This is a genomic window from Parapedobacter tibetensis (genome assembly GCF_024704835.1).
Taxonomy (GTDB): Bacteria; Bacteroidota; Bacteroidia; order Sphingobacteriales; family Sphingobacteriaceae; genus Parapedobacter; species Parapedobacter tibetensis.
This window is the reverse complement of the sequence record NZ_JAMXBE010000008.1, coordinates 59184-80668: the sequence shown is the minus strand read 5'-3', so window position 1 is coordinate 80668 and position 21485 is coordinate 59184. Positions and strand designations below refer to the sequence as shown.

Annotated in this window: 14 protein-coding genes and 1 tRNA gene; 11 read left to right on the top strand and 4 right to left on the bottom strand. The window is 45.5% G+C overall.

The genetic code is table 11. The annotated features are described in order from the left end of the window. On the top strand, window positions 1-1590 hold the full coding sequence (locus NF543_RS14330; protein ID WP_257669021.1) for a M56 family metallopeptidase: 1590 nt from the start codon (window positions 1-3) through the stop codon (window positions 1588-1590). A 7-nt stretch (window positions 1591-1597) separates the two neighbouring features. Here the strand turns inward: NF543_RS14330 and pth are convergent, their stop codons facing one another. From pth to NF543_RS14310, 4 genes are all read right to left on the bottom strand, one after another. Continuing rightward, entirely contained in the window at window positions 1598-2164 is a 567-nt protein-coding gene (pth, locus tag NF543_RS14325; protein WP_257669020.1) for an aminoacyl-tRNA hydrolase, read from the bottom strand. 102 nt (window positions 2165-2266) lie between these two features. Continuing rightward, the gene (locus NF543_RS14320) at window positions 2267-2860 is read right to left on the bottom strand and encodes a 50S ribosomal protein L25/general stress protein Ctc (RefSeq protein WP_257669019.1); all 594 of its coding nucleotides are present in this window, start codon (window positions 2858-2860) and stop codon (window positions 2267-2269) included. A 62-nt stretch (window positions 2861-2922) separates the two neighbouring features. Continuing rightward, entirely contained in the window at window positions 2923-3867 is a 945-nt protein-coding gene (locus NF543_RS14315) for a ribose-phosphate pyrophosphokinase (RefSeq protein ID WP_257669018.1), read from the bottom strand. A 115-nt stretch (window positions 3868-3982) separates the two neighbouring features. Then, a tRNA-Gln gene (locus tag NF543_RS14310) sits at window positions 3983-4053 on the bottom strand. A 356-nt stretch (window positions 4054-4409) separates the two neighbouring features. Here NF543_RS14310 and NF543_RS14305 point away from each other — a divergent pair. The 10 genes from NF543_RS14305 (at window position 4410) to NF543_RS14260 (ending at window position 21455) form a co-directional block, all read left to right on the top strand. After that, the gene (locus NF543_RS14305; protein WP_257669017.1) at window positions 4410-7439 is read left to right on the top strand and encodes a glycosyltransferase family 117 protein; all 3030 of its coding nucleotides are present in this window, start codon (window positions 4410-4412) and stop codon (window positions 7437-7439) included. Window positions 7440-7530: 91 nt separating this feature from the next. Continuing rightward, window positions 7531-8220 carry a helix-turn-helix transcriptional regulator gene (locus tag NF543_RS14300; RefSeq protein ID WP_257669016.1) on the top strand — a complete coding sequence of 230 codons (690 nt, stop codon included), beginning with the start codon at window positions 7531-7533 and terminating at the stop codon, window positions 8218-8220. Window positions 8221-8323: 103 nt separating this feature from the next. Further along, complete coding sequence (locus NF543_RS14295) at window positions 8324-11341, top strand: glycosyltransferase family 117 protein (RefSeq protein WP_257669015.1); 3018 nt, start codon at window positions 8324-8326, stop codon at window positions 11339-11341. A gap of 31 nt (window positions 11342-11372) precedes the next feature. Further along, on the top strand, window positions 11373-12401 hold the full coding sequence (locus NF543_RS14290) for a WD40/YVTN/BNR-like repeat-containing protein (protein WP_257669014.1): 1029 nt from the start codon (window positions 11373-11375) through the stop codon (window positions 12399-12401). A 99-nt stretch (window positions 12402-12500) separates the two neighbouring features. Continuing rightward, complete coding sequence (locus NF543_RS14285) at window positions 12501-12887, top strand: BlaI/MecI/CopY family transcriptional regulator (RefSeq protein WP_257669013.1); 387 nt, start codon at window positions 12501-12503, stop codon at window positions 12885-12887. Between the two features lie 6 nt (window positions 12888-12893). Next, a complete protein-coding gene (locus NF543_RS14280) occupies window positions 12894-14660 on the top strand; it encodes a M56 family metallopeptidase (protein WP_257669012.1) in 1767 nt (588 codons plus the stop codon). Between the two features lie 174 nt (window positions 14661-14834). Then, window positions 14835-15383, top strand: a complete 549-nt coding sequence (gene pyrR / locus NF543_RS14275) for a bifunctional pyr operon transcriptional regulator/uracil phosphoribosyltransferase PyrR (RefSeq protein ID WP_257669011.1) — start codon at window positions 14835-14837, stop codon at window positions 15381-15383. A 36-nt stretch (window positions 15384-15419) separates the two neighbouring features. Further along, window positions 15420-16358, top strand: coding sequence for an aspartate carbamoyltransferase catalytic subunit (locus tag NF543_RS14270; protein WP_257669010.1), 939 nt, complete (start codon window positions 15420-15422; stop codon window positions 16356-16358). Between the two features lie 339 nt (window positions 16359-16697). Then, a complete protein-coding gene (locus NF543_RS14265) occupies window positions 16698-19727 on the top strand; it encodes a tetratricopeptide repeat protein (RefSeq protein ID WP_257669009.1) in 3030 nt (1009 codons plus the stop codon). Window positions 19728-19760: 33 nt separating this feature from the next. Continuing rightward, window positions 19761-21455, top strand: a complete 1695-nt coding sequence (locus tag NF543_RS14260; RefSeq protein WP_257669008.1) for a hypothetical protein — start codon at window positions 19761-19763, stop codon at window positions 21453-21455. Window positions 21456-21485: the final 30 nt, after the last annotated feature.

The window sequence follows — 21485 nt, the reverse complement described above, 5'->3', positions numbered from 1 at the left end:
ATGCCTGACATTATGGTGTACTTGCTGAAGGCCAACCTATCGATTATCCTATTTTATTTGGGATATCGGTTTTTGTTGCGTAAATTGACATTTTACAACCTCAACCGATTTTACCTGTTGTTTGCTTTGGTTTTTTCAGCCAGTTATCCCTTGTTGGATGTGGCAAGTTGGATTGCAAAAAGGAAGGTAGTATTGCCCCATGAAGTAGATTACCTCATCGTCGATTGGCAACCCGTTCCCACCGAAACGTTCAGTTTATGGTCTTGGATTTTGACGTTGGTGGCGATGGGATCGAGTTGGTTAATGATTCGGCTGCTCATCCGGCTAGTCAGTTTATGGCAAGCGCACCGCGCTTCACGTCCGGCGACATGGCGGCAATTCCGTTATCGCCAGATTTTCGGAGCTATACTTCCCTTTTCTTTTTGGCGCAACATATACTTGAATGCGTATCGTCATGACGAGAAAGAATTGGCCGAGATTTTTACCCATGAACAAGTTCATGTCCATGGCCTGCATACGTTAGATGTATTGTTGGCGGAGCTGAGCAGCATTTGCTGCTGGTTCAATCCTGGTGTTTGGTTAATTCGCCATGCGATTCAGGAAAACCTTGAATTTATAACGGACAAACGTGTGCTTCAAGAGGGCGTTGATAAAAAGAACTATCAATATAGCTTGTTGCGTATTGGGCAGTATGCCGCAAAGAATCCTGTACTGGCAACTAATTTTAGTTTCAGAAGTCTTAAAAGGAGAATCATGATGATGAACAAGAAGAAGTCGTCGAAGTTAAACCTGGGAAGGTATATGTTGACCGCTCCGGTGATTGCAGTCTTTGTGTTGGTGTTTACCATTACCAAAGCGTATGAACGCGCTGACCACACCGTGCCGGAAAGCATCTTGCTGGAGGAGGAAAGCGAGGTGCCTAGCAGCACATTGGAGCAAGGAGATGTTGTTGCCAAGCAACAGGAACGCCAGACCCATGGTGTCGATCCTGCACCGATTGATGGGGATAAGTTGGTGGATAAAACAAACGAAGGGGTCGTGGCAGACACATCCAGGAAAGACACGGCGAAAATCAACCTGCGCGGTGATAGGCAACCACTTTATATACTGGACGGAAAGCCGTTGGAACCGGGTTTTGACCTCAAGTCGTTAAATCCTAAGAACATTGAGCGCGTTGACGTATTCAAAGATAGTTCGGCAACGACGGGGTATGGGGCTAAGGGTATCAATGGCGTGGTTGTCATCACAACGAAAACCGCAAATAAGGAAGGCAACGTTGGGTTGTACGGTATTGATAACGCGGACAACATCTTGGTTGTTGAGGGGAGCAGTATAACTGTTGATAGTGCGAACACCTTGAGGGTAAGAGATAGTAGTGGTGTGGTCATGTCAGCGAACAGCGATTTTAACGGCGCCCTGATTGTCATTGATGGCAAGGAGACGACTGCTGCTGCGATCAAGAAATTATCGCCGAATGAAATTGAAGCTATTAATGTATTGAAAGGTGAGGCGGCGGCAGGGAAATATGGCGCTAAAAGTGCCAAAGGCGTGATTGAGATCATGACCAAGCTGTCCAAACAGAAGCAATGACGTGGGGTTACCTGTTGAATTGCGTCATGGTCAGTTCCACGCCTACATGGGCAAAACTATTGACCATTTGTACGGAGCGCTCGATAAGCTGAGGCAATTCCATCAATTCGTCATTGTCGAATCCGCTCAACACGTAATCCACCTGTCTGCCTTTGGGGAAGTTGTCGCCAATGCCGAATCGCAATCGGGGATAGTGCTGTCCCCCGCATAACGCTTCGATACTTTTTAGTCCGTTATGCCCGGCGCTACTGCCTTTTGACCTGAGCCGTATTTTACCGAAAGGCAAGGCCAAGTCGTCAACAATGACCAATATATCTTCCAGTGGTATTTTCAGCTCATGCATCCAATAATTCACAGCCTTGCCACTGAGGTTCATGTAAGTGGTGGGTTTGATGATGTAGATACCGTGCCCCCGTTGGCGGTATTCGGCATAATATGCATACCGCAATGTCGAGAACGTTACACTAGCTTGTTTGGCCAATTCATTTGCCACCATGAAACCGATATTGTGGCGGTTATCTGCATATTCCATGCCGATATTGCCAAGGCCTACTATTAGGTGTTTTTTTGCCATATCAATGCAAACATAAAAATATTTGGAATATGCATTAAACAAAAAGCATCAGCTTGCCGGCTGATGCTTCGTTTATCGTTCAAGATTCAATTGTACACGATGTTATTTTTTCTTTTCGGCACTGTTGGCGGCATCCTGTTCTGCTTGGCGCAATGCACGCGACATGATTACCGAAACAATGGTGTCATCCACGTTGTTAAGCACTTTGGCTTTTTCCAACTGTACCTCGTCTACACGTACAGAATTACCCACGTTTAAGCCCTCGATGCCGACTTCAATGTATTGAGGTAAATCTTTTGGAAGTGCCTTTACACGCAGTTGGCGTAGTTTTTGTATCAATTTACCGCCTGTTTTTACACCAGGTGATGTGCCGGTCAATTTAATGGGTACATTCGCCGAAACTTCCTTTTTGTCATCCAATTCAAGGAAGTCGATGTGGCGGATTTGGTCCGTCAATGGATGGAATTGTGTGTCTTGGACGATGGCTTTGTACTGGTTGCCATCGATTTCCAAATCGATGAAATGAACATCCGGTGTATAGATTACCGGCTTCAAATCAGTTGCGGATACGGCAAAGTGGTACTGTTCCTTACCACCGTAGAGCACTGCAGGTACCTTACCTTCGTAGCGTAGCTCCTTCGCATCTCTTTTCCCTACGTTCTTTCTCAAAGAACCGCTAATAGCAATTGATTTCATTTTTATGTAATTTATTCTGTGAAATTTAAGGCCGCAAAACTACTGTAAATAATCAATAATTCCTAATCCACCTGGAATAAATTGCTGATGGAACCATGTTCATTCACATTTTTGATGGCATTGGCAAATAAATCGGCTGTCGAAAGCACCTTGATTTTGCTGCCTTGATGTTTCAAAGGAATGGTGTCTGTGACAATCAGCTCGGTCAAGGCAGAGTTTTCGATGGTTTCATAGGCCTTTCCAGATAGGACAGGATGGGTACACACGGCCCTTACACTGCTGGCACCTTTTTCCATGATGAGTGAGGCCGCTTTTGAAAGCGTTCCTGCCGTGTCGCAGATGTCATCGATAAGTACAATATCCTGCCCAGTAACATCACCAATAATAGACATGGATTCAATCTCGTTGGCCCGTTTACGCTGTTTATCGCAGATGACGACTTCGGCATTGAAATACTTAGCAAAGGTGCGTGCACGGTAAGATCCTCCCATGTCTGGGGAGGCAATGGTCAGGTTTGGCAAATTCAGCGATTTGATATGTGGCACGAAAATCACCGATGCATCCAAGTGGTCCACAGGAATGTCAAAGAACCCCTGAATTTGTGCGGCATGGAGGTCCATAGTCATGATGCGGTGGGCCCCTGACGCCGTAATAAGGTTGGCGATCATCTTAGCGCCTATGGCCACACGCGGTTTGTCCTTGCGGTCTTGCCGGGCAAAGCCAAAATAGGGTACTACCGCGGTGATGTAATGCGCAGAGGCACGCTTAGCCGCATCTACCATTAGCAGCAACTCGAATAGATGGTCTGTGGGTTGGTTGGTAGATTGGATCAGGAATACATCACATCCCCTGACGGACTCATTATAGAACGGCTGGATTTCGCCGTCGCTGAAACGCGAAAGCGTCATCGCGCCAAGATTTCTTCCATAAGAGCGTCCGATTTTTTCAGCCAATTCCTTGGAGCCGGAGCCGGAGAAGAGTTTTACCGGATTGAATTGCAATGGCATGGTGTTGTACGTTTTTGTGGGTTAGTTTCTTTCACCGGCAACTTATATGGTGCCAGAGAAAATACACATTAAAAAATTACGGATTGCCATAAAGCAATCCGCAATTTCTTTTTTGTTGCCCGACCAGGGTTCGAACCTAGACTAACTGAACCAAAATCAGTTGTACTACCATTATACTATCGGGCAATTTGAACTTGTTGTGCCGCCCTCTTGAACGGGACTGCAAATATAGCTGGATGGATTAAATGTTGCAAAAATATTTTACTTTTTGATAAGCATTTGATTAATAGTGATTTGTTGTCTTTAGAAGAGCAATCGAGCCATTGTCCCTTTTATAATTATCACATCATTGCTTACAATGAGGCCTCAAATCATGGAGCTAATTGTTAAAAATCCAAATATTCTACTTGCAATACCATACTATTCCTTATTTTCGGGGCGTGATTTTTAAAGTTTGAATATAATGGGGTTGTCTAAAAAAGTCGTTATTTCGTAATAACTTTTGAATATCCTCATTTTAATATCCCTACGAACAATAATTTATGAACTACAACAGGATTAATAATAGTATAGGATGGATATGTGGATTGATCGCCACGGTTGTGTATGTACTAACGGTGGAACGGACAACGAGTTTTTGGGATACTGGAGAGTTTATCGCCTCTGCCTATAAGATGCAAATCGTCCACCAACCGGGTGCACCATTATTCCTGATGTTGCAGAATGTTTTCTCCAACCTCGCTTTTGGCAACACTGAACGTATTGCTTATTGGATGAACATTGGATCGGCCGTATCCAGTGGGCTGACCATCCTGTTCCTCTTCTGGAGCATCACGGCGCTTGCACGTAAAGTGATATGGAAGCCAGGCAGCGAACTTACCGTAGCAGGCGTCATCCAAATCATGGGGGCTGGAGCAGTTGGGGCATTAGCCTACACATTTTCGGATACATTTTGGTTTTCGGCCGTTGAATCCGAAGTATATGCTATGTCTTCCTTATGCACAGCTGTAGTTTTTTGGGCGATTTTGAAATGGGAAGCCCATGCCGATGAACCCGGAGCTGACAAATGGCTGATCTTCATCGCTTACATTATGGGGTTATCCATTGGGGTGCATCTGTTGAATTTGCTGGCTATCCCGGCCATTGCCTTGGTCATCTATTTCCGCCGCATCAAACAAGCCACCAGTAACGGTGCAATCAAAGCGTTGCTTCTCGGCTGTATAGTGGTTGCTGTGGTACTATGGGGTATTATCCAGTATCTGATAAAATTTGCCGCTTATTTTGATCTATTCTTCGTCAATACATTGGGGCTATGGTTTGGCTCGGGGGTATTAGTATTTGCCGTGTTAGTGGTGGGCGGCATCGTTTATGGACTCCGATATTCCATACAACGGGCAAAACCCATCCTTAATATTACCTTGCTATCTGTGGCATTCATCATTTTTGGATATAGTTCCTTTGCGATGATACTCATCCGTGCCAAGGCGGACCCCACACTGAACAACAGTGATCCGGATAATGCATTTTCCTTCTTGAGTTACCTCAACCGAGAGCAATACGGCGATGATCCTAAATTTAAAGGGCCATATTTTGATTCCCGTGTTGTCGACATCGACTATGGAAGCAATATATACCTCCAAGGTGCCAATAAATATGAGGTGGCGGGACGGAACTTTAGTTATGTCTATGACCGCGAAACGGTTTTCCCGCGGATATATAGTGGTACTAGGGATGGCCATGCGCAATATTACCGCAGCTACCTCAATCTGGGTGAAAACGAACAACCTACATTTGGCGATAACCTCCGGTTTTTCTTCAGTTACCAGGTAGGGCACATGTATGGGCGGTATTTCCTTTGGAATTTTGCGGGAAGGCAGAATGACCAACAAGGACATGGCGACTTTACCACAGGCAATTGGATCAGTGGAATCAAATTTATTGACCAATGGCATCTTGGAGGGCAGGATGCCTTGCCCGAGTCATTGAAAACCGATCCATCTAACAATAAATTTTATTTCCTGCCTCTGATTCTAGGTCTGATTGGAGCCTTCTGGCACTTCAAGCGCCGGCAAAAGGACGCAGGGGTAGTCGGGCTATTATTTTTCTTCACCGGACTGGCCATCGTATTGTACCTCAACCAGAACCCACTGCAACCCCGTGAACGAGATTATGCCTATGCAGGTTCTTTCTACGCCTATGCAATATGGATAGGCTTGGGTGTGGCGGGCATAAGTGAATGGCTGCGCAAAAAGCTCAATGCGAAGACGGCCGGGGTTGTGGCTACAGCAATAGGGCTGCTTGTAGGGCCGATGCTAATGGCTAAAGAAGGGTGGGATGACCACGATCGGTCTAAGAAATACCTTGCACGTGATATTGCCAAAAATTACCTCGAATCTTGTGCACCAAATGCGATTCTATTTACTTATGGTGATAACGATACCTATCCACTATGGTATGTGCAGGAAGTGGAGAATGTGCGCCCGGATATACGCGTAGTGAATCTGAGCTTGTTGAGTGCCGACTGGTATGTGCGGCAAATGAAGAAAAAGGTCAACGAAGCAGAAGCATTGCCCATTACCATTCCGGATGAGAAGTATGTGAAAGGTGTCCGCGATGTAATTTATTACCAAGATGCCAAAATATCAGGACCCGTAGAACTGAAGAATATTGTGGCGCTGATGCTTTCCGATAACCCTAATGACAAGCGGCAGGTGCAGAGCGAAACGCCCGAGAACTTCTTGCCTACCAAGAATCTGCAATTGACCATCAACAGGGAAGACGTAATTAAGAACAATGTTGTACCCGAAAAATGGCAGGATAGTATTTCGGATACCATCCGTTGGACATATGGTGGTAACTACGTGTCACGGGCGGAACTGGCCATCATGGACATCTTAGTAAACAATAATTGGGAGCGCCCCATTTATTTTGCCACCACGGTGCCGAGCAGTAATTTCATGGGGTTGGACAAATACCTCGTATCAGAGGGACTTGCGCTCCGCTTGATGCCCGTAAATATGGAAGACAATACTTCCCAAGGTTTGGTCAATACCGATGCGTTATATGACCATGCAATGAATACATACGAATGGGGCAATATCAAAAACTCGCTCTACCTTGATCCAGAATCCTATAGGATGATCAGCTTGATTCTGAATAACATCTACTCGGCTCCTTCCGAAGCCCTCATTGCTGAAGGTAGGGTAGAGGAAGCCCAAAATTTGCTGAATAAGGCGCTGGAATCCATGCCTGAACGGATTTTCCGCATTATGGATTCCTATAGCTATTCGTTTGTTATCCAAAACCTATATCAAGTAAATGAAGCGGAAAAGGCCAATGAACTGATTGAACGTAACATGAAATTTCTTGAAGACCAGCTCAAGTATTACGCAGCCATTACGGAAACCAAGCCAAATTTGGAAATGCAGAATATCCAGTACTGCATGTTTACATTGAACCGATTTATGGAGTCTGCAAAAGAACACGGTCAGGAAGAACTGGGAGCGCGTATCGAAAAGATTTTCGGACAATATGAAACAAGGTTCTTTGGCGGGATGCCATCGAATCAGTGAATGGAACACGGATGACACAGATATGGCTGATCGGCGCAGATACATCGTCAGCGCGACTGATTAACTAAAAGGCATCAAATCATCAGCGGCCATGAACAGAATAGACCGTTTGTTTGGTATCCTAACGATTTTGCAATCACGCAGGTATGTGATGGGCGACCAAATTGCGCAGAAGTTCGACATTAGCATCCGTACGGTATACCGTGATATTAAGGCCCTTAATGAACAAGGGATACCTGTTGGTTTTGAACCTAACAAGGGATACTTTGTGGTGGAGGGGTATTTTCTCCGTCCGGTGTCTTTTGGTCTAGAGGAGGCCAATGCGCTGTTGTTAGTTGAAAATTTGTTGATCGGTTTTGCGGATAAGTCTATCCAAAAACACTACTCCAGTGCGCTTAGCAAGGTCAAAGCAGTGATGCGGACTTCCCAAAAGGAAAAAATCGAGCAGCTGGCTGATAGCATCAAATTTCAGATACCAAAACGGCTATACCAGGATTACGAGCACCTGGCTACGCTGCAGCAGGCGGTAACCACCAAAACCATCATCGATATAGTTTATTGTAAGGAAAATGGTGAGCGCAGCAACCGAAAGGTCGAACCAGTGGGTTTGGTGTTTTACGCATTTAGTTGGCATGTGATCGGGTGGTGCCACCTAAGGCAAGACTACCGTGACTTTAAAGTCTCACGCATTGGCAATATCCATGACACAGCGATGCCCTTCGAAAGGAAGGACCACCCACCCATGAGTGAATTCATGAAAAAACTGCCCGTGGATTATTGATTGTTAAAAAACGTTAAAAATGAGAATTACCTGCTTTGATTAGCAGTGTTTTACCTATTTTTAAACCATTATTTTCCTGATCATTCAGTAAGTTTCCACGCCAATGAACTACCAAAAGACCAACAACCTCATCGGTTGGCTCTGCGCGGCGATAGCCGCTACCACCTATGTATTGACCATGGAACCCTCCACCGGTTTCTGGGACACAGGTGAGTTTATCGCTGCCGCGTACCGGATGCAGATTGTACACCAACCGGGAGCTCCGCTATTCCTTATGTTGCAAAATGTATTTTCGAACCTAGCACTAGGCAATCCTGAACGCATCGCTTATTGGATGAATTTCGGGTCGGCATTGTCGAGCGGGCTGACTATCCTGTTTCTTTTCTGGACCATCACGGCCCTAGCCCGTAAGGTCATTTGGAAACCAAACACTCCCTTGTCCCAAGCTGGACTCATCCAAATTATGGGAGCAGGCATGGTAGGTGCTTTGGCCTACGCTTTTTCAGACAGCTTTTGGTTTTCTGCGGTAGAATCAGAGGTGTATGCCTTGTCATCATTGTGTACGGCTGTGGTCTTTTGGGCCATTTTCAAGTGGGAAGCAAAGACTGATGAACCCGGCGCAGATAGGTGGCTGGTTTTCATTGCCTACATTATAGGTCTTTCCATCGGTGTGCACCTGCTCAACCTATTGGCCATACCTGCCTTGGCACTGGTCATCTACTTCCGAAAAACATCTAGGCCTTCCGTTGTGGGGGTGGCGAAGACCTTCATTGTCGGATGCATCGTATTGGCCTTCATCCTTTGGGGTGTCATACAATATTTGATTAAGTTTGCGGCTTATTTCGACCTATTCTTTGTGAATACCCTGGGGATGGGATTCGGTTCCGGGGTCTTGGTATTCGCCCTGTTGGTAATAGGAGGGATTATCTACGGGATATGGTATTCTATCCGAAAGGCAAAACCCATACTAAATGTTGTGCTGGTGTGCACCGGCTTTGTGATCTTTGGTTATAGTTCGTTTGCCATGGTGCTCATCCGTGCGAAGGCCAATCCTTCATTGAATAATAGCCAACCGGACGATGCATTTTCCTTTCTGTGGTACCTGAATAGGGGGCAGTTTGGTAGCGAACCTTTGATGAGCGGCCCCTATTTTGATTCGGAGGTCATCGATATCAAACGGGGGAGCAATGAATACCGGAAAGGGGATACCCAATATGAGGTTTCGGGTCGTGATGATCAACGTATATATGACCGTACGACACTTTTCCCCCGCATCTACAGCACGCGGGATTCCCACCCACAGGGTTACCATGCTTGGTTGGGCTTAGGGGAGGGGCAACAACCTACCACGGCAGATAACTTAAAATTCTTTACTTTCTACCAGCTCGGGCATATGTATGCACGTTATTTTATGTGGAATTTTGTGGGGCGTCAGAATGACCAGCAGCCGCTTTTAGAAAATTACACCGAGGGGAACTGGATCACCGGCATCAAATTTATCGACCAATGGCGATTGGGAGGGCAAGATAACCTTCCCAAAGCGATGAAAATAGATCCGTCGCGCAACACATTTTACCTTCTTCCGCTGCTGCTTGGTGTATTTGGTCTAGTATGGCACTTGAAACGGAGCTGTCAGGATATGGCGGTAGTAGGTCTTTTATTCTTTTTCACCGGATTAGCCATTGTGCTTCACCTCAACCAAAGCCCGTTGCAACCTCGGGAGCGGGATTATGCTTATGCGGGATCGTTTTATGCATTTGCCATATGGATGGGCATGGGCGTGGCTGGGCTTATGGATTTGTTGAAGAAAAAATTGAATCAACGGATAGCTGCGCTGGCGGCCGTAATGGTGGGATTATTTATGGCACCTGTACTGATGGGCGTCGAAGGATGGGATGACCATGATCGTTCGCAAAAGTACACTGCTCATGATACGGCGCGCAATTACCTCGAATCCTGTGCGCCAAATGCTATCCTGTTTACTTATATAGACAACGACACGTTTCCGCTATGGTACCTGCAGGAGGTAGAAGGGGTGCGGAAGGACGTGCGCGTGGTTAATTTGAGTTTATTGGGTATGGATTGGCAGGTGCGGCAAGCAAAGAAACCCATAAACGAATCCGAAGCACTGCCTATTTCCATGGAGGAGCGTCAATTTGTAAAAGGGAAACGTGATTTCTTGTATTATCACGACTACGATATCCAAGATTCGGTTGAACTCGAGAAATTGTTGGCCTTGTTATTATCCGATAATCCTACCGACCAACTGGCCTATATGAATGGAGAGCGAAAGAATTTTTTACCCACCAAAAACTTCAAGCTGACGGTAGATAAGGAACAAGTAGTTCGGCATGCAGTTGTTCCCAAAAAGTGGCATGATGATATCGTTGATACGATGGTCTGGACCTATAACCAAAATATCGTGACCCGTGCCGATCTGACGTTGATGGATATTTTGGTGCATAACAACTGGGAGCGCCCTATTTATTTTACTGCGACAACCCCTCCAAGCCAGCGGCTTGGGCTTGAAGATTACTTGGTATCCGAAGGATTCGCCTTGAGGTTGATGCCCATAAAGGCCCAACATGGCGAAAACAGTGGCCAGCGTTTGGTCAACACGGATGCCACATATAAAAACATCATGCATAAGTATGCGTGGAATGATCTAAACAAGCCTTCCTTTCTTGATCCAACTTCGTATACCATGCTGGGGCAATCACTCAAGATCTTTTCGGATACGGCCGAAATGCTGATTGTGGAGGATAACAAGGAAGCAGCCAAGGACGTGCTGAACCGCACATTGGAGATCATGCCGGAGCGGATACATCTTGTGGATATAGCCGCACGTTATCCATTGTTGGCAGACCAACTTTACAAGGTGGGGGAAACCACTAAAGCCAATCAATTGCTCGAACGCAATGTGAAATTTTTGGACGAACATCTGGCTTACTATGCCGCCATTGCCGAAACCAAACCCAATGTGGAGCGTTTTGCCATACGGGATAGTTTGATAGCCTTGCAGCAGTTTGCCGTTGCAGCAGAAACACATGGCCAGCAAAAACAACACCATGCCGCCATGGAAGTTTTTGATCGATACCGGATCAAATTTTTCGGGGGATAGGCGTATACGCATGAATGATAATTTCTTTTGAATGACAATCAAATCTTATTTATCGCTGTTTTTACTGCTTGTTTCATGCGGATGTTATGCCCAACAGGTGACGTTGGATATGCTCCAGCAAGGTAAACCAACCAGCATACGCGGCCTATCCGTGGTGGATGATTCCGTGGCGTGGGTGAGCGGTAGCGATGGCTGGATAGCCAAAACCACAGATCGGGGTAATAGTTGGGATTGGCAACAGGTTGCTGGATATGAAGAAATCGACTTCAGGGATATTGAGGCTTTTTCGGCTCATGAGGCACTCATCATCAGCGCCGGATCGCCATTGGTCATACTGAGCACATCAGATGGTGGTAATACCTGGCAGGAAACTCATAGGGATGACCGGCCGGAGATTTTCTTCGATGGTATGGATTTCTGGGATGCTGGAGCAGGTATGGCTTACGGCGACCCGATAAATGGGGTCATGCAACTTTTGGCGACTGGTGATGGCGGGCAAACTTGGCAAGATATCAGCAGCAAAGCCAACATTCAATTGGTGGAAGGCGAAGCCGGGTTTGCCGCGAGTGGTACTGGTATCCGTACATTATCGGGAGGCCGCATGTTTATTGGTACAGGAGGAGCCCGATCGCGGCTGTTTTCATCCACCGATTATGGGCGCACTTGGTCGGCACATGACTGTCCCATTGTACAAGGCGCTCCCTCAACAGGTATATTTTCGATTGCATTTTGGAATGGAAAAAATGGCGTTGTGGTAGGCGGCGATTACTTGCAGGACACCGCTCGTGAGCTATCGGTGTTTCTGACCGCTGATGGCGGACTGACTTGGAATCCTCCCATGGTGGGTACGTTCGGATTTCGGTCGGCTGTTGAATATATTGGTGAAAAGACTTTGGTGGCTGCAGGGACATCGGGTGTCGATGTTTCGCTCGATGGGGGAAAAACTTGGAAAATGCTAGCTAATGACAGTTTCCATGTGGTGAAGAAAGCGAAAAGAGGGGAGTGGGTGGTATTGGCAGGTGCCGCCGGAAAGATTGCGGAGCTCATCATGCAACCTTAAATCCACTGCATTATACTTCTATTTGTTAAAAAATATAAAAATATTTTGCTATTACGAATTTGTTCGTATATTTGATTACGAATAAATTCGTAATCAAGAATGACCAACAAAAAACAGATAAAACCGACGGAAAGCGAATTGGAAATCCTGCAAGTATTGTGGGAGCACGGCCCCAGCACGGTGAGGAAAGTACATGAAGAGATGGCCAAAAGTAAAGATGTAGGCTACACAACCACGTTGAAACTGATGCAGATCATGCATGAGAAAGGGTTGGTAAGCCGTGATACCTCCAGCAAAACCCATATTTACCAATCGGAAGTCGATCAACAACAAACCAGCCAACAGATGGTGAACAAGTTGATTAACAATATGTTTTCAGGGTCAGCCTCACGCCTAGTTATGCAAGCGCTAGGCAATCACAAGACGAGCAAAACTGAAATTGAAGCCATCAAGCGGTATCTGGATGAGCTTGAAAACAAATCATAAACAGCCATGTTATTTTCCATTGATAATCTTATCGAAGCAACAGGTTGGAGCATTGTCCATTCGTTGTGGATGGGGGCACTTGCATATGGCCTATTGCTTCTGTTATTTGCTGCATTTCCCGATTCAAATGCACGGACTAGATATGCCTTCTCTTTTTCTTCGTTGGTATTGCTCTTTATGGGGTTTATCGCAGTCTTTTTTGGTAGACTGGAATTTTCGTACGGAAGTAAGGCCGTACAAGATGCTGGATTTTATTTTCCTGTGGAAGCGTTGGTACGATTAGGTCTGCCAAAAAATCCTACTCCCGCTGCTTTCAATTACCTGGTAGGTGGATACCATGCTGGGCTCTGCCTGCAGGTTATTTTGCTTTGCCTTGGCTATTTCCGTATTCGGCGCATGCGCCATATCGGTTTGCTTGCCGTGCCATCGGCCTGGGCGAGTGTTTTCAGCAATACCCTGCTGCGGATGGGCATAGCTAAGCCCGTTGGTTTCCGGCTTTCCGGAAAAGTAAAGATGCCATTGGTGGTGGGATACCTCAAACCTATGGTGCTTTTCCCACTGGCGATGGCCAACCACTTGGACACAACCCAAGTAGAGGCTATATTGATTCATGAACTATCGCATGTCAGGCGAAATGATTACCTACTCAATTTATTCAAAACAATGATGGAAACGGTATTGTTTTTCAATCCATTTGTTTGGTTAATAGGTAGGATTATTAACCAAGAACGGGAAAATGCCTGCGATGACATCGTGCTACAGCAAACCGGCAAACCGATATTCTATGCACAAACGTTGCTCCAGGTAGCACTTTTGACAGATGAAACGGGGGGAAGACTTGCCATGGCTGCCACTGGGAAAACGAAATCGCAATTATTTCAACGTATTGAACGTATTACGAATATGAAAACGAAATATATTAACATCAGACAGCAATTGCTGGTATTGGCTTTTGCCGCTTTGGCAACGGCTTCATTGGCTTGGATTGGGCCAAAAGGAGACCTTGAACCGGATAACAAGAATGAGCAATCTCATGAATACACTGAAGCAACAGGAATGGATACAAGCCATGTGGTTAAATTGGATGCCGGTAAACAAGTCGATTCAATACCTAATAATAAACGAATCGTTATATTAAAGGGAGGTGAACATTTGGAATACCATACAGATTCGCTACAAAAATTAATGGATACGCTGAAAATGATTTCCGGAAGGCGTGTCCTATTGTTAAAAGACAATGATAGGGCAATGATTGATTCCATTATCGCTAACGTGCACAAAAATTACGCGTCGAAATATCGATTCTTTGAGACAGACAGCGTATTAGTAAAACGCCTCAAAGGGAAAACATTTCATATGGACTCATTGGCCAAGACCATTCAAAAGATGCACCTTGATTCGGCTATGAAGTTTCATTTTGATATGAGAAAAGATTCGATGTTGTTTAAACTGTCCCAAAAAGATTTTGCTATCGATTCCATCTGGTTACGTAACGTTGGGCCTGAATTTAAAATGGAATTCAACGGTCCAGTTTTCGATGGGATTTTTATGGATTCTTCGCTTGTATCTGTTGATTCTCTCTACAAAAACAGTCGGGTAGCCCTAAGCATGCTAGATGGTAAGAAGATGAAGTTTCCGGAAAGCGTTAAGGGTAAAATAATAGATTTTGTAGACCCCGAGTTGTATAATTCCCCTGAATATAAGGTCCTCCGGGAGAAGTTTGAAAAAGATGTGGAGAAATTGAGGCAAAAAAAGCAAGACAGAAATAATTGACACCACATCATCACCCGTCCCCAAGCTAGCTTATTGGACTATTAATGCCTTTCAAACCTGTTGAATATAAAATGGATTCGAGGCTTTTGCGTAGGTGGTGGGCAATAGAAAAATATCCCATTTTCAACCGTATAAGTCAAAAAAATATAGTAGGTTTGCCCAAACATTCCTCTCATGAAGCAATCTGTTTTATTAGACGGCCCAAAGTTCCAGATTACCATCCAACGGCTCTGCCATCAATTGATTGAAAACCATGCCGACTTTGCCGATTCCGCGATTATTGGTATCCAACCTCGCGGTATTTACCTCGGCAAACGGATTGTGGAAGAACTGCGGCGAATTCCGGCGTTACAGGATGTTCCCTATGGCGAATTGGATATTACTTTTTTCCGCGACGATTTCAGGAGAAAGGACAGTGGGCCGTTGGTGCCAAGCAGTACGCATATCGATTTTATCATGGAAGGAAAGCAAGTCATCCTGATAGATGATGTACTATGGACAGGTAGAACCATCCGAGCTGCTATGGATGCAATACAAGCGTTTGGCCGTCCGGCAAAGATTGAGTTGCTGGTTTTGGTAGACCGACGCTTTTCGCGGCAATTGCCCATCGAGCCAGATTATATCGGTATGCAGGTAGACTCAATTGACTCCCAGCGAGTTATTGTAAGCTGGAAGGAAGCGGATACGCATGACCGCATTACGTTATTGACAGAAGAGGAATAATTAATACCATCGTTGTGATTGTGCATTAACTTGGAAATGACAGCATCAGCAAAACAAATCAGTACCCGACATCTTTTGGGGATTAAAGATCTCGATGAGCGGGATATCCAACTTATTTTCGAAACGGCCGACAACTTCAAGGATGTGCTCAACCGGCCGATAAAAAAGGTGCCGTCGCTACGCGATATCACCATAGCGAATGTCTTTTTTGAGAACTCCACCCGTACACGGTTGTCTTTTGAATTGGCCGAGAAACGGTTGTCTGCAGATATCGTCAATTTCTCTGCCTCATCGTCTTCCGTGAGTAAAGGGGAAACCCTCATTGACACGGTCAACAATATCCTGGCCATGAAAGTGGATATGATCGTAATGCGCCATCCATATCCAGGCGCAGGGGTTTTTCTAAGCAAGCATGTAGATGCCCAAATTGTTAACGCGGGAGATGGTGCTCATGAGCATCCGACACAAGCATTGCTTGATGCCTTTTCCATCCGGGAGCGTTACGGAGACGTAGCCGGCAAGAAGGTAGCCATCATCGGGGATATTATGCATTCGCGGGTGGCTTTATCCAATATTCTTTGCCTACGCAAGTTGGGTGCAGAGGTTATGGTATGCGGCCCCACTACGCTGATACCAAAATATATTTCTTCATTGGGGGTAAAGGTGGAGCACAATTTGGTTAACGCCCTCAAATGGTGCGATGTGGCAAATATGCTCCGTATCCAGCTGGAACGCCAAGATATCGCCTATTTTCCCTCCCTGCGGGAGTACTCCATGCTCTATGGCTTGAACAAGCAATTACTCGATTCGCTTGGTAAAGAAATTACCATCATGCATCCCGGACCGATAAACCGTGGGGTAGAGCTTACAAGTGATGTGGCCGACAGTCGACATGCGATCATTCTTGACCAGGTAGAGAATGGTGTGGCCATCCGTATGGCGGTGCTGTACTTACTTGTACATAAACGAGGATGATTTATCGGATTTGCCTTATTTATGATCACTTTCCGGATTCCTACAAGCAAGGGCACGTGTTTTGCGTTGCATTATCGTCGACGATATAATGTTATTAACATTTGTGGACAACTTTTGGGGAAAACTTCCGGGTTTCACATTAATTTAGCGAGTTAGATTGGATGACGTGTATTTTGTGGCCTTTTTTTTGTATAAAGAATAAGGAAGCTGGGTATATGAGTAGTTTTTCCCCAAGGCCAAATAACTGTAGGGATGCCGACCCAGTACGCGTACAAGTAAACCGTATTTAGGAATTACACAAGTAATGCCATACAATAAGAATATAGACCATTTGACAGTATGTTTAAGAGAATTTATCAGATAAGTATTGCGTTCAGTTTGGTGGCATCTCCTGCTTTGGCCCAGCAAAGTGCATGGCAGGAGGTCAACTGGGCCTACAAAACCGGAATGGAATTGTATGAAAAAGGGAAATATGCATCAGCTGCTAAGCATTTCGACAAAATAGAGGATATACGGATAAATTCCACCCTACAGCAGGATGAACATGTGGAGTTGACCTTATTGAAGGAAAATGCGCGTTTTTACCAGGCCATCTGTGCATTGGAATTGGGTGAGTCTGATGCGGAAAGTCGTTTCCTCAAGTATATCAGGGATTATCCAGCCAGCGCAAATGCCAAAGCGGCATATTTCCAGGTTGGACGTTCGTATTTTGCCCAAAAGAACTACGATAAAACCATCGAGTGGTTTAATAAATTGGACAGCCGCAACCTGGCTGGCCGTGAAAACACCGAGTTTCGGTATAAGCTGGCATACTCCCTCTTCATGACGGAAGATCATGCTTCCGCTAAACCGCTCTTTGAACAGCTTAAGGATGAGCGCGGCATGTATGCTGAGGCATCGATTTACTATTATGCATACCTCTGTTACCTGGATGGGGAATACAAAACGGCATTGCAAGAGTTCGAGCGGCTAAAAGGGTCGAAGACCTACGAAAACAGCTATCCATACTACCTGTCGGCACTGTATTTTCTGGACAAGCGATACGATGATGTACTGGAATACGCATTGCCAATTCTGGAGACCACCAAGCAGGAAAACGAAACAGATATGTTCCGTATTGTAGGAGCCACGTATTTTGCAAAAAACGATCTGGAAAAAGCAAAGGAATATTATGACAAGTTCCAGGCTGGCGACCAAGGTAAGACGCAAAATAATCAAGACAGCTACCAAATTGGCTATACGGCATACAAGATGGGCGATTATGAGAAGGCCATTGCAGAGCTTGAAAAAATGGACGAGCCAGATGCTTACTACCAAAGCGCAATGGTTTCCCTCGGCGATGCCTTCCTGAAGACAGGTAACAAGCAAAGTGCTCGAAACGCCTTTTTCCGGGCCTCTAAGTTGGATTTTGACCCAGCGTTGAAAGAAGAAGGACTGTTCAATTATGCCAAGCTGTCTTACGAACTCGAATTCCATCAAGTGGCCTTGGATGCTGCCCAAGAATATCTGGATACCTATCCTAATTCAAAACGTTTGGAAGAAGCCAAAACGTTGTTAGCGGAGGCTTTGCTTGGTACTAGTAATTACCGTGCCGCCGTCGATGTGCTGGAATCCATGAACAACCGAAGTCAAGCAGCAAATGCCGCATATCAAAAAGTCACCTATTACCGCGGATTGGATTTTTACAATGAGCGGGCATTCGAAAACGGTATTTCTATGTTTATGCGATCCGAAAAATTTCCTATCGACCCTGAGATAGTGGCATTGGCTACCTATTGGAAAGCGGAAGCGATGTATGAAGTGCGAAAATATGGCGAGGCCGTAGAAAACTTTTCCCGTTTCCTCCGGTTGCCGGCAGCAAGGAACACGGATGTATACAGTTATGCCAACTATGCGTTGGCCTATGCAGCATTCCGTAACAACAGCTTCAATACGTCAGCCAATTATTTTGAACGTTTCCTATCTACCGGTGGCAATGCCATTGAAACCAATGTACGTAACGATGCCATCGCCCGCCTTGGTGATTCCTATTTTTCCATGCGGAATTACGGCCGAGCCATGCAGCATTATGATAAGTTGATTAACGGTAAGGCACAAAGCCAGGATTATGCCTTGTTCCAACGAGGGGTTATCCAAGGGCTACAGGGTAACAATGAGGCGAAAATCGCCACATTACGTTCCGTCATCGAACAGTTTCCCAATTCAAATTATGCAGATGATGTGGCTTTTGAAATCCCCTATACCTATTTTACCTTAGACGATTACGATACAGCCATCGAGGGACTGCAACAATTGATAGAAAAATACCCACGTAGCAGTTATGCGCCACGGGCTTTGATGACCATTGGCCTTGTTCAGTACAATAAAGACGATACCGAAGCTGCTATGGCTACCTTTAGGAAGGTGGTAGAAGAGCATTCTACTACCGATGAGGCAAGGCAAGCCCTTCGTTCCATAGAAAATATCTACTTGGATAAAGGGGATGCATCCGGTTACATTAATTATGCTACAAGCACCAATATCGGCGACCTCACCACTGCTGAACAGGACAACCTCTCATTCCAAGCTGCCCACACCCTCTTCGCACGGGGCGAATTTGAAGCTGCGGTGCAGGCCATTAATGCCTATTTTGATAAGTTCCCCAAACCCATACAGGAGAAGCACGCACGTTATATCCGTGGAGTCAGCCTATATCGAACGGGGCATCCAAAGGAGGCACTTCATGATCTCAACATTATCCTTAACGACTGGACCAGTCAGTACACAGAGAATACGTTATTGACAGCGGCTGAGTTATACCTTGGATTAGAGCAATACAACGAGGCTATTGTGCACCTCAAGAAACTGGAACTCACTTCTGAATATAAAGCGAATTATGGGTATGCGGTAAATAACCTGATGGTTTGTTATTTCGAAATTGGGGATATGGAACAAGTAATTAAGTATGCCAAGTTGATTAAGGATTATGACCGTTCATCTGAAGAAGATATAGCCAAGGCACACCTATACTCGGCACGAGCGATGTTGAGGCAAGGGGATGTGAAACCGGCGATGAAGGAACTGAATCTGGCCACACTGAAAAGCCAAACCGTGGTCGGAGCGGAGGCCCGGTACCGTATGGGCCAATTACAATACGAAGCCAAAGAATATGACAAAGCCACGGAAACAGCCTTCGATGTAATCAATAATATGGGTTCCCATGACTATTGGGTAGCCAAGAGTTTCATTTTGCTTGCCGATGTATATGCAGCCCAAAATGATGATTTCCAGGCCAAGAGCACCTTGGAAAGCGTGATTGAAAACTACGAGGGAGAAGACGACGTAATTCCTTCGGCAAAAGAACGTTTACAAAAATTGAACAATAAGTAAAAGGAATTTTTAGCTATGATATTGCGAAAATCAATGCTCAACAGATATTTGTTTACCGTGTTTTTTTCGGGGATACTCCTGGCCGGGTATGCCCAGCAAGAGGAGAGAAGGGATGAAAGGCCTGCTACTATTGATTCCATCGATGTGGTACGCGATTATCGGCCTATATTGGCGGATGCCGTGAAGATACGGCGGAGCCCGGATATGACCAACAAACGGGAGTATCAACCCAAACTGACCTACAATGTTTTGGATAAGAAACTGGACATCACGACAGGGACAAAGCAATTAACCATACAAGAGATGCCATTTACCCGTATGGAAGACCTCACAAATAACTATGTGAAGATCGGTGCGGGCAATTTTGGAACCCTACTTGGTGAGGCTTATTTTAGTACCGACCAGTTCGTGGATACACGGATAGGAGGGTATGTGAAACACCTCAACCAAAAAGGTAGCCTGGAAGAGCAAACTTTCTCCCAACAGCAGATTGGGGTATTTGGCCGTCGGATTTTTGACCAAATCACATTGAATGGCGAACTTGGGTTCAACCGCTATGCCACGCATTTCTATGGCGTGGTCAACGATACGCTGGGAATGAACATGAATCCAAACCCTGCGAGGCAAGCGTTTAATGACATTTATTTTACAGGCGAGCTTACCAGCAATTTTGAGGAGAATGACCCCGATGCGATCAGCTATTCCCTCAAGGCTGATGCCTATGCCTATAGCAATGCTTTCCAAGCTAAGGAAAATTCAGTGGCGTTGGGTGGTTATGTCAACAAACGGATCAATGCCTTCAATATAGGAGCAAATATTTCGGGCGATTTTACCACCGTTGAAGACGCAAGTTATCGCTTAGGTAACAACATTGCCCGGCTCAATCCCTATATCCGTTTTCAGGGCACCAATTATAACATTACCCTTGGCGCTAATTTCGTCGCTGAATTTGGCGACTCCTCGCGAACGAATATTTTCCCTTCTGCGGAAATAGATTTCGCCCTCGTTCCCCAATTTGCGCATCTTTTCGGGGGTATCAATGGCGATGTGAATAAAACCTCTTTGCGCGAGCTATCAAAAGAAAACCCGTGGCTATCCGAAGATATTTCCATACGCAACTCGCTGGATCGCATGCATGTGTTCGGCGGGATTAAGGGCAATGCAGGGGCCACCTTTGGGTATAAGGTGCAAGCGTTTTACAAGCGTATTGAAAGCATGCCATTTTATATGAATAGCCCATATTCGCCATACGCATTTGATGTTATTTATGAAAGTGGCGAAGACGCTAGCACCATTGTAGGGCTTGAGGGAGAGGTTAATGTACGCGTTTCGGAAACGGTGAGCCTCGGGGGTAAGGTCAATTTCAACGAATTCGACTTGCAGAATGAAGAAGAGGCTTGGTTTTTACCCAAGATGCGGATAGCGGCCAATACCCGGATAAATATCAGTGACAAAGTATACGTAGACGGCGAATTGCTGTTCCAAGGACAGACATATGGCCGAGTATATGACTATCCGGTGGATCCAATGTCCCCCACGATGCCGACTTCCCGGAAAGTCACTATCCCAACTTTTGTAGACATCAGTGCTGGAGCGGAGTATCGGGCTACCAAACAGATTGGCGTTTATATACGGTTAAATAATATGTTGGGAACAGCGTATGAGCGTTACTTATTTTATCCAAGATTGGGCCTGAATGTGATAGGTGGTGTTAATTTCTCATTTTGATAATTTGCGGAGCAATGCTCATGCAAGTTT

Coding starts and splice junctions, on each gene's coding strand:
- NF543_RS14330 (WP_257669021.1), top strand. CDS start 1: ATGCCTGACATTATGGTGTACTTGCTGAAGGCCAACCTATCGATTATC.
- NF543_RS14270 (WP_257669010.1), top strand. CDS start 15,420: ATGACAGCATCAGCAAAACAAATCAGTACCCGACATCTTTTGGGGATT.
- NF543_RS14260 (WP_257669008.1), top strand. CDS start 19,761: ATGCTCAACAGATATTTGTTTACCGTGTTTTTTTCGGGGATACTCCTG.
- pyrR (WP_257669011.1), top strand. CDS start 14,835: ATGAAGCAATCTGTTTTATTAGACGGCCCAAAGTTCCAGATTACCATC.
- NF543_RS14300 (WP_257669016.1), top strand. CDS start 7,531: ATGAACAGAATAGACCGTTTGTTTGGTATCCTAACGATTTTGCAATCA.
- NF543_RS14295 (WP_257669015.1), top strand. CDS start 8,324: ATGAACTACCAAAAGACCAACAACCTCATCGGTTGGCTCTGCGCGGCG.
- NF543_RS14280 (WP_257669012.1), top strand. CDS start 12,894: ATGTTATTTTCCATTGATAATCTTATCGAAGCAACAGGTTGGAGCATT.
- NF543_RS14320 (WP_257669019.1), bottom strand. CDS start 2,860: ATGAAATCAATTGCTATTAGCGGTTCTTTGAGAAAGAACGTAGGGAAA.
- NF543_RS14265 (WP_257669009.1), top strand. CDS start 16,698: ATGTTTAAGAGAATTTATCAGATAAGTATTGCGTTCAGTTTGGTGGCA.
- NF543_RS14305 (WP_257669017.1), top strand. CDS start 4,410: ATGAACTACAACAGGATTAATAATAGTATAGGATGGATATGTGGATTG.
- NF543_RS14290 (WP_257669014.1), top strand. CDS start 11,373: ATGACAATCAAATCTTATTTATCGCTGTTTTTACTGCTTGTTTCATGC.
- pth (WP_257669020.1), bottom strand. CDS start 2,164: ATGGCAAAAAAACACCTAATAGTAGGCCTTGGCAATATCGGCATGGAA.
- NF543_RS14315 (WP_257669018.1), bottom strand. CDS start 3,867: ATGCCATTGCAATTCAATCCGGTAAAACTCTTCTCCGGCTCCGGCTCC.
- NF543_RS14285 (WP_257669013.1), top strand. CDS start 12,501: ATGACCAACAAAAAACAGATAAAACCGACGGAAAGCGAATTGGAAATC.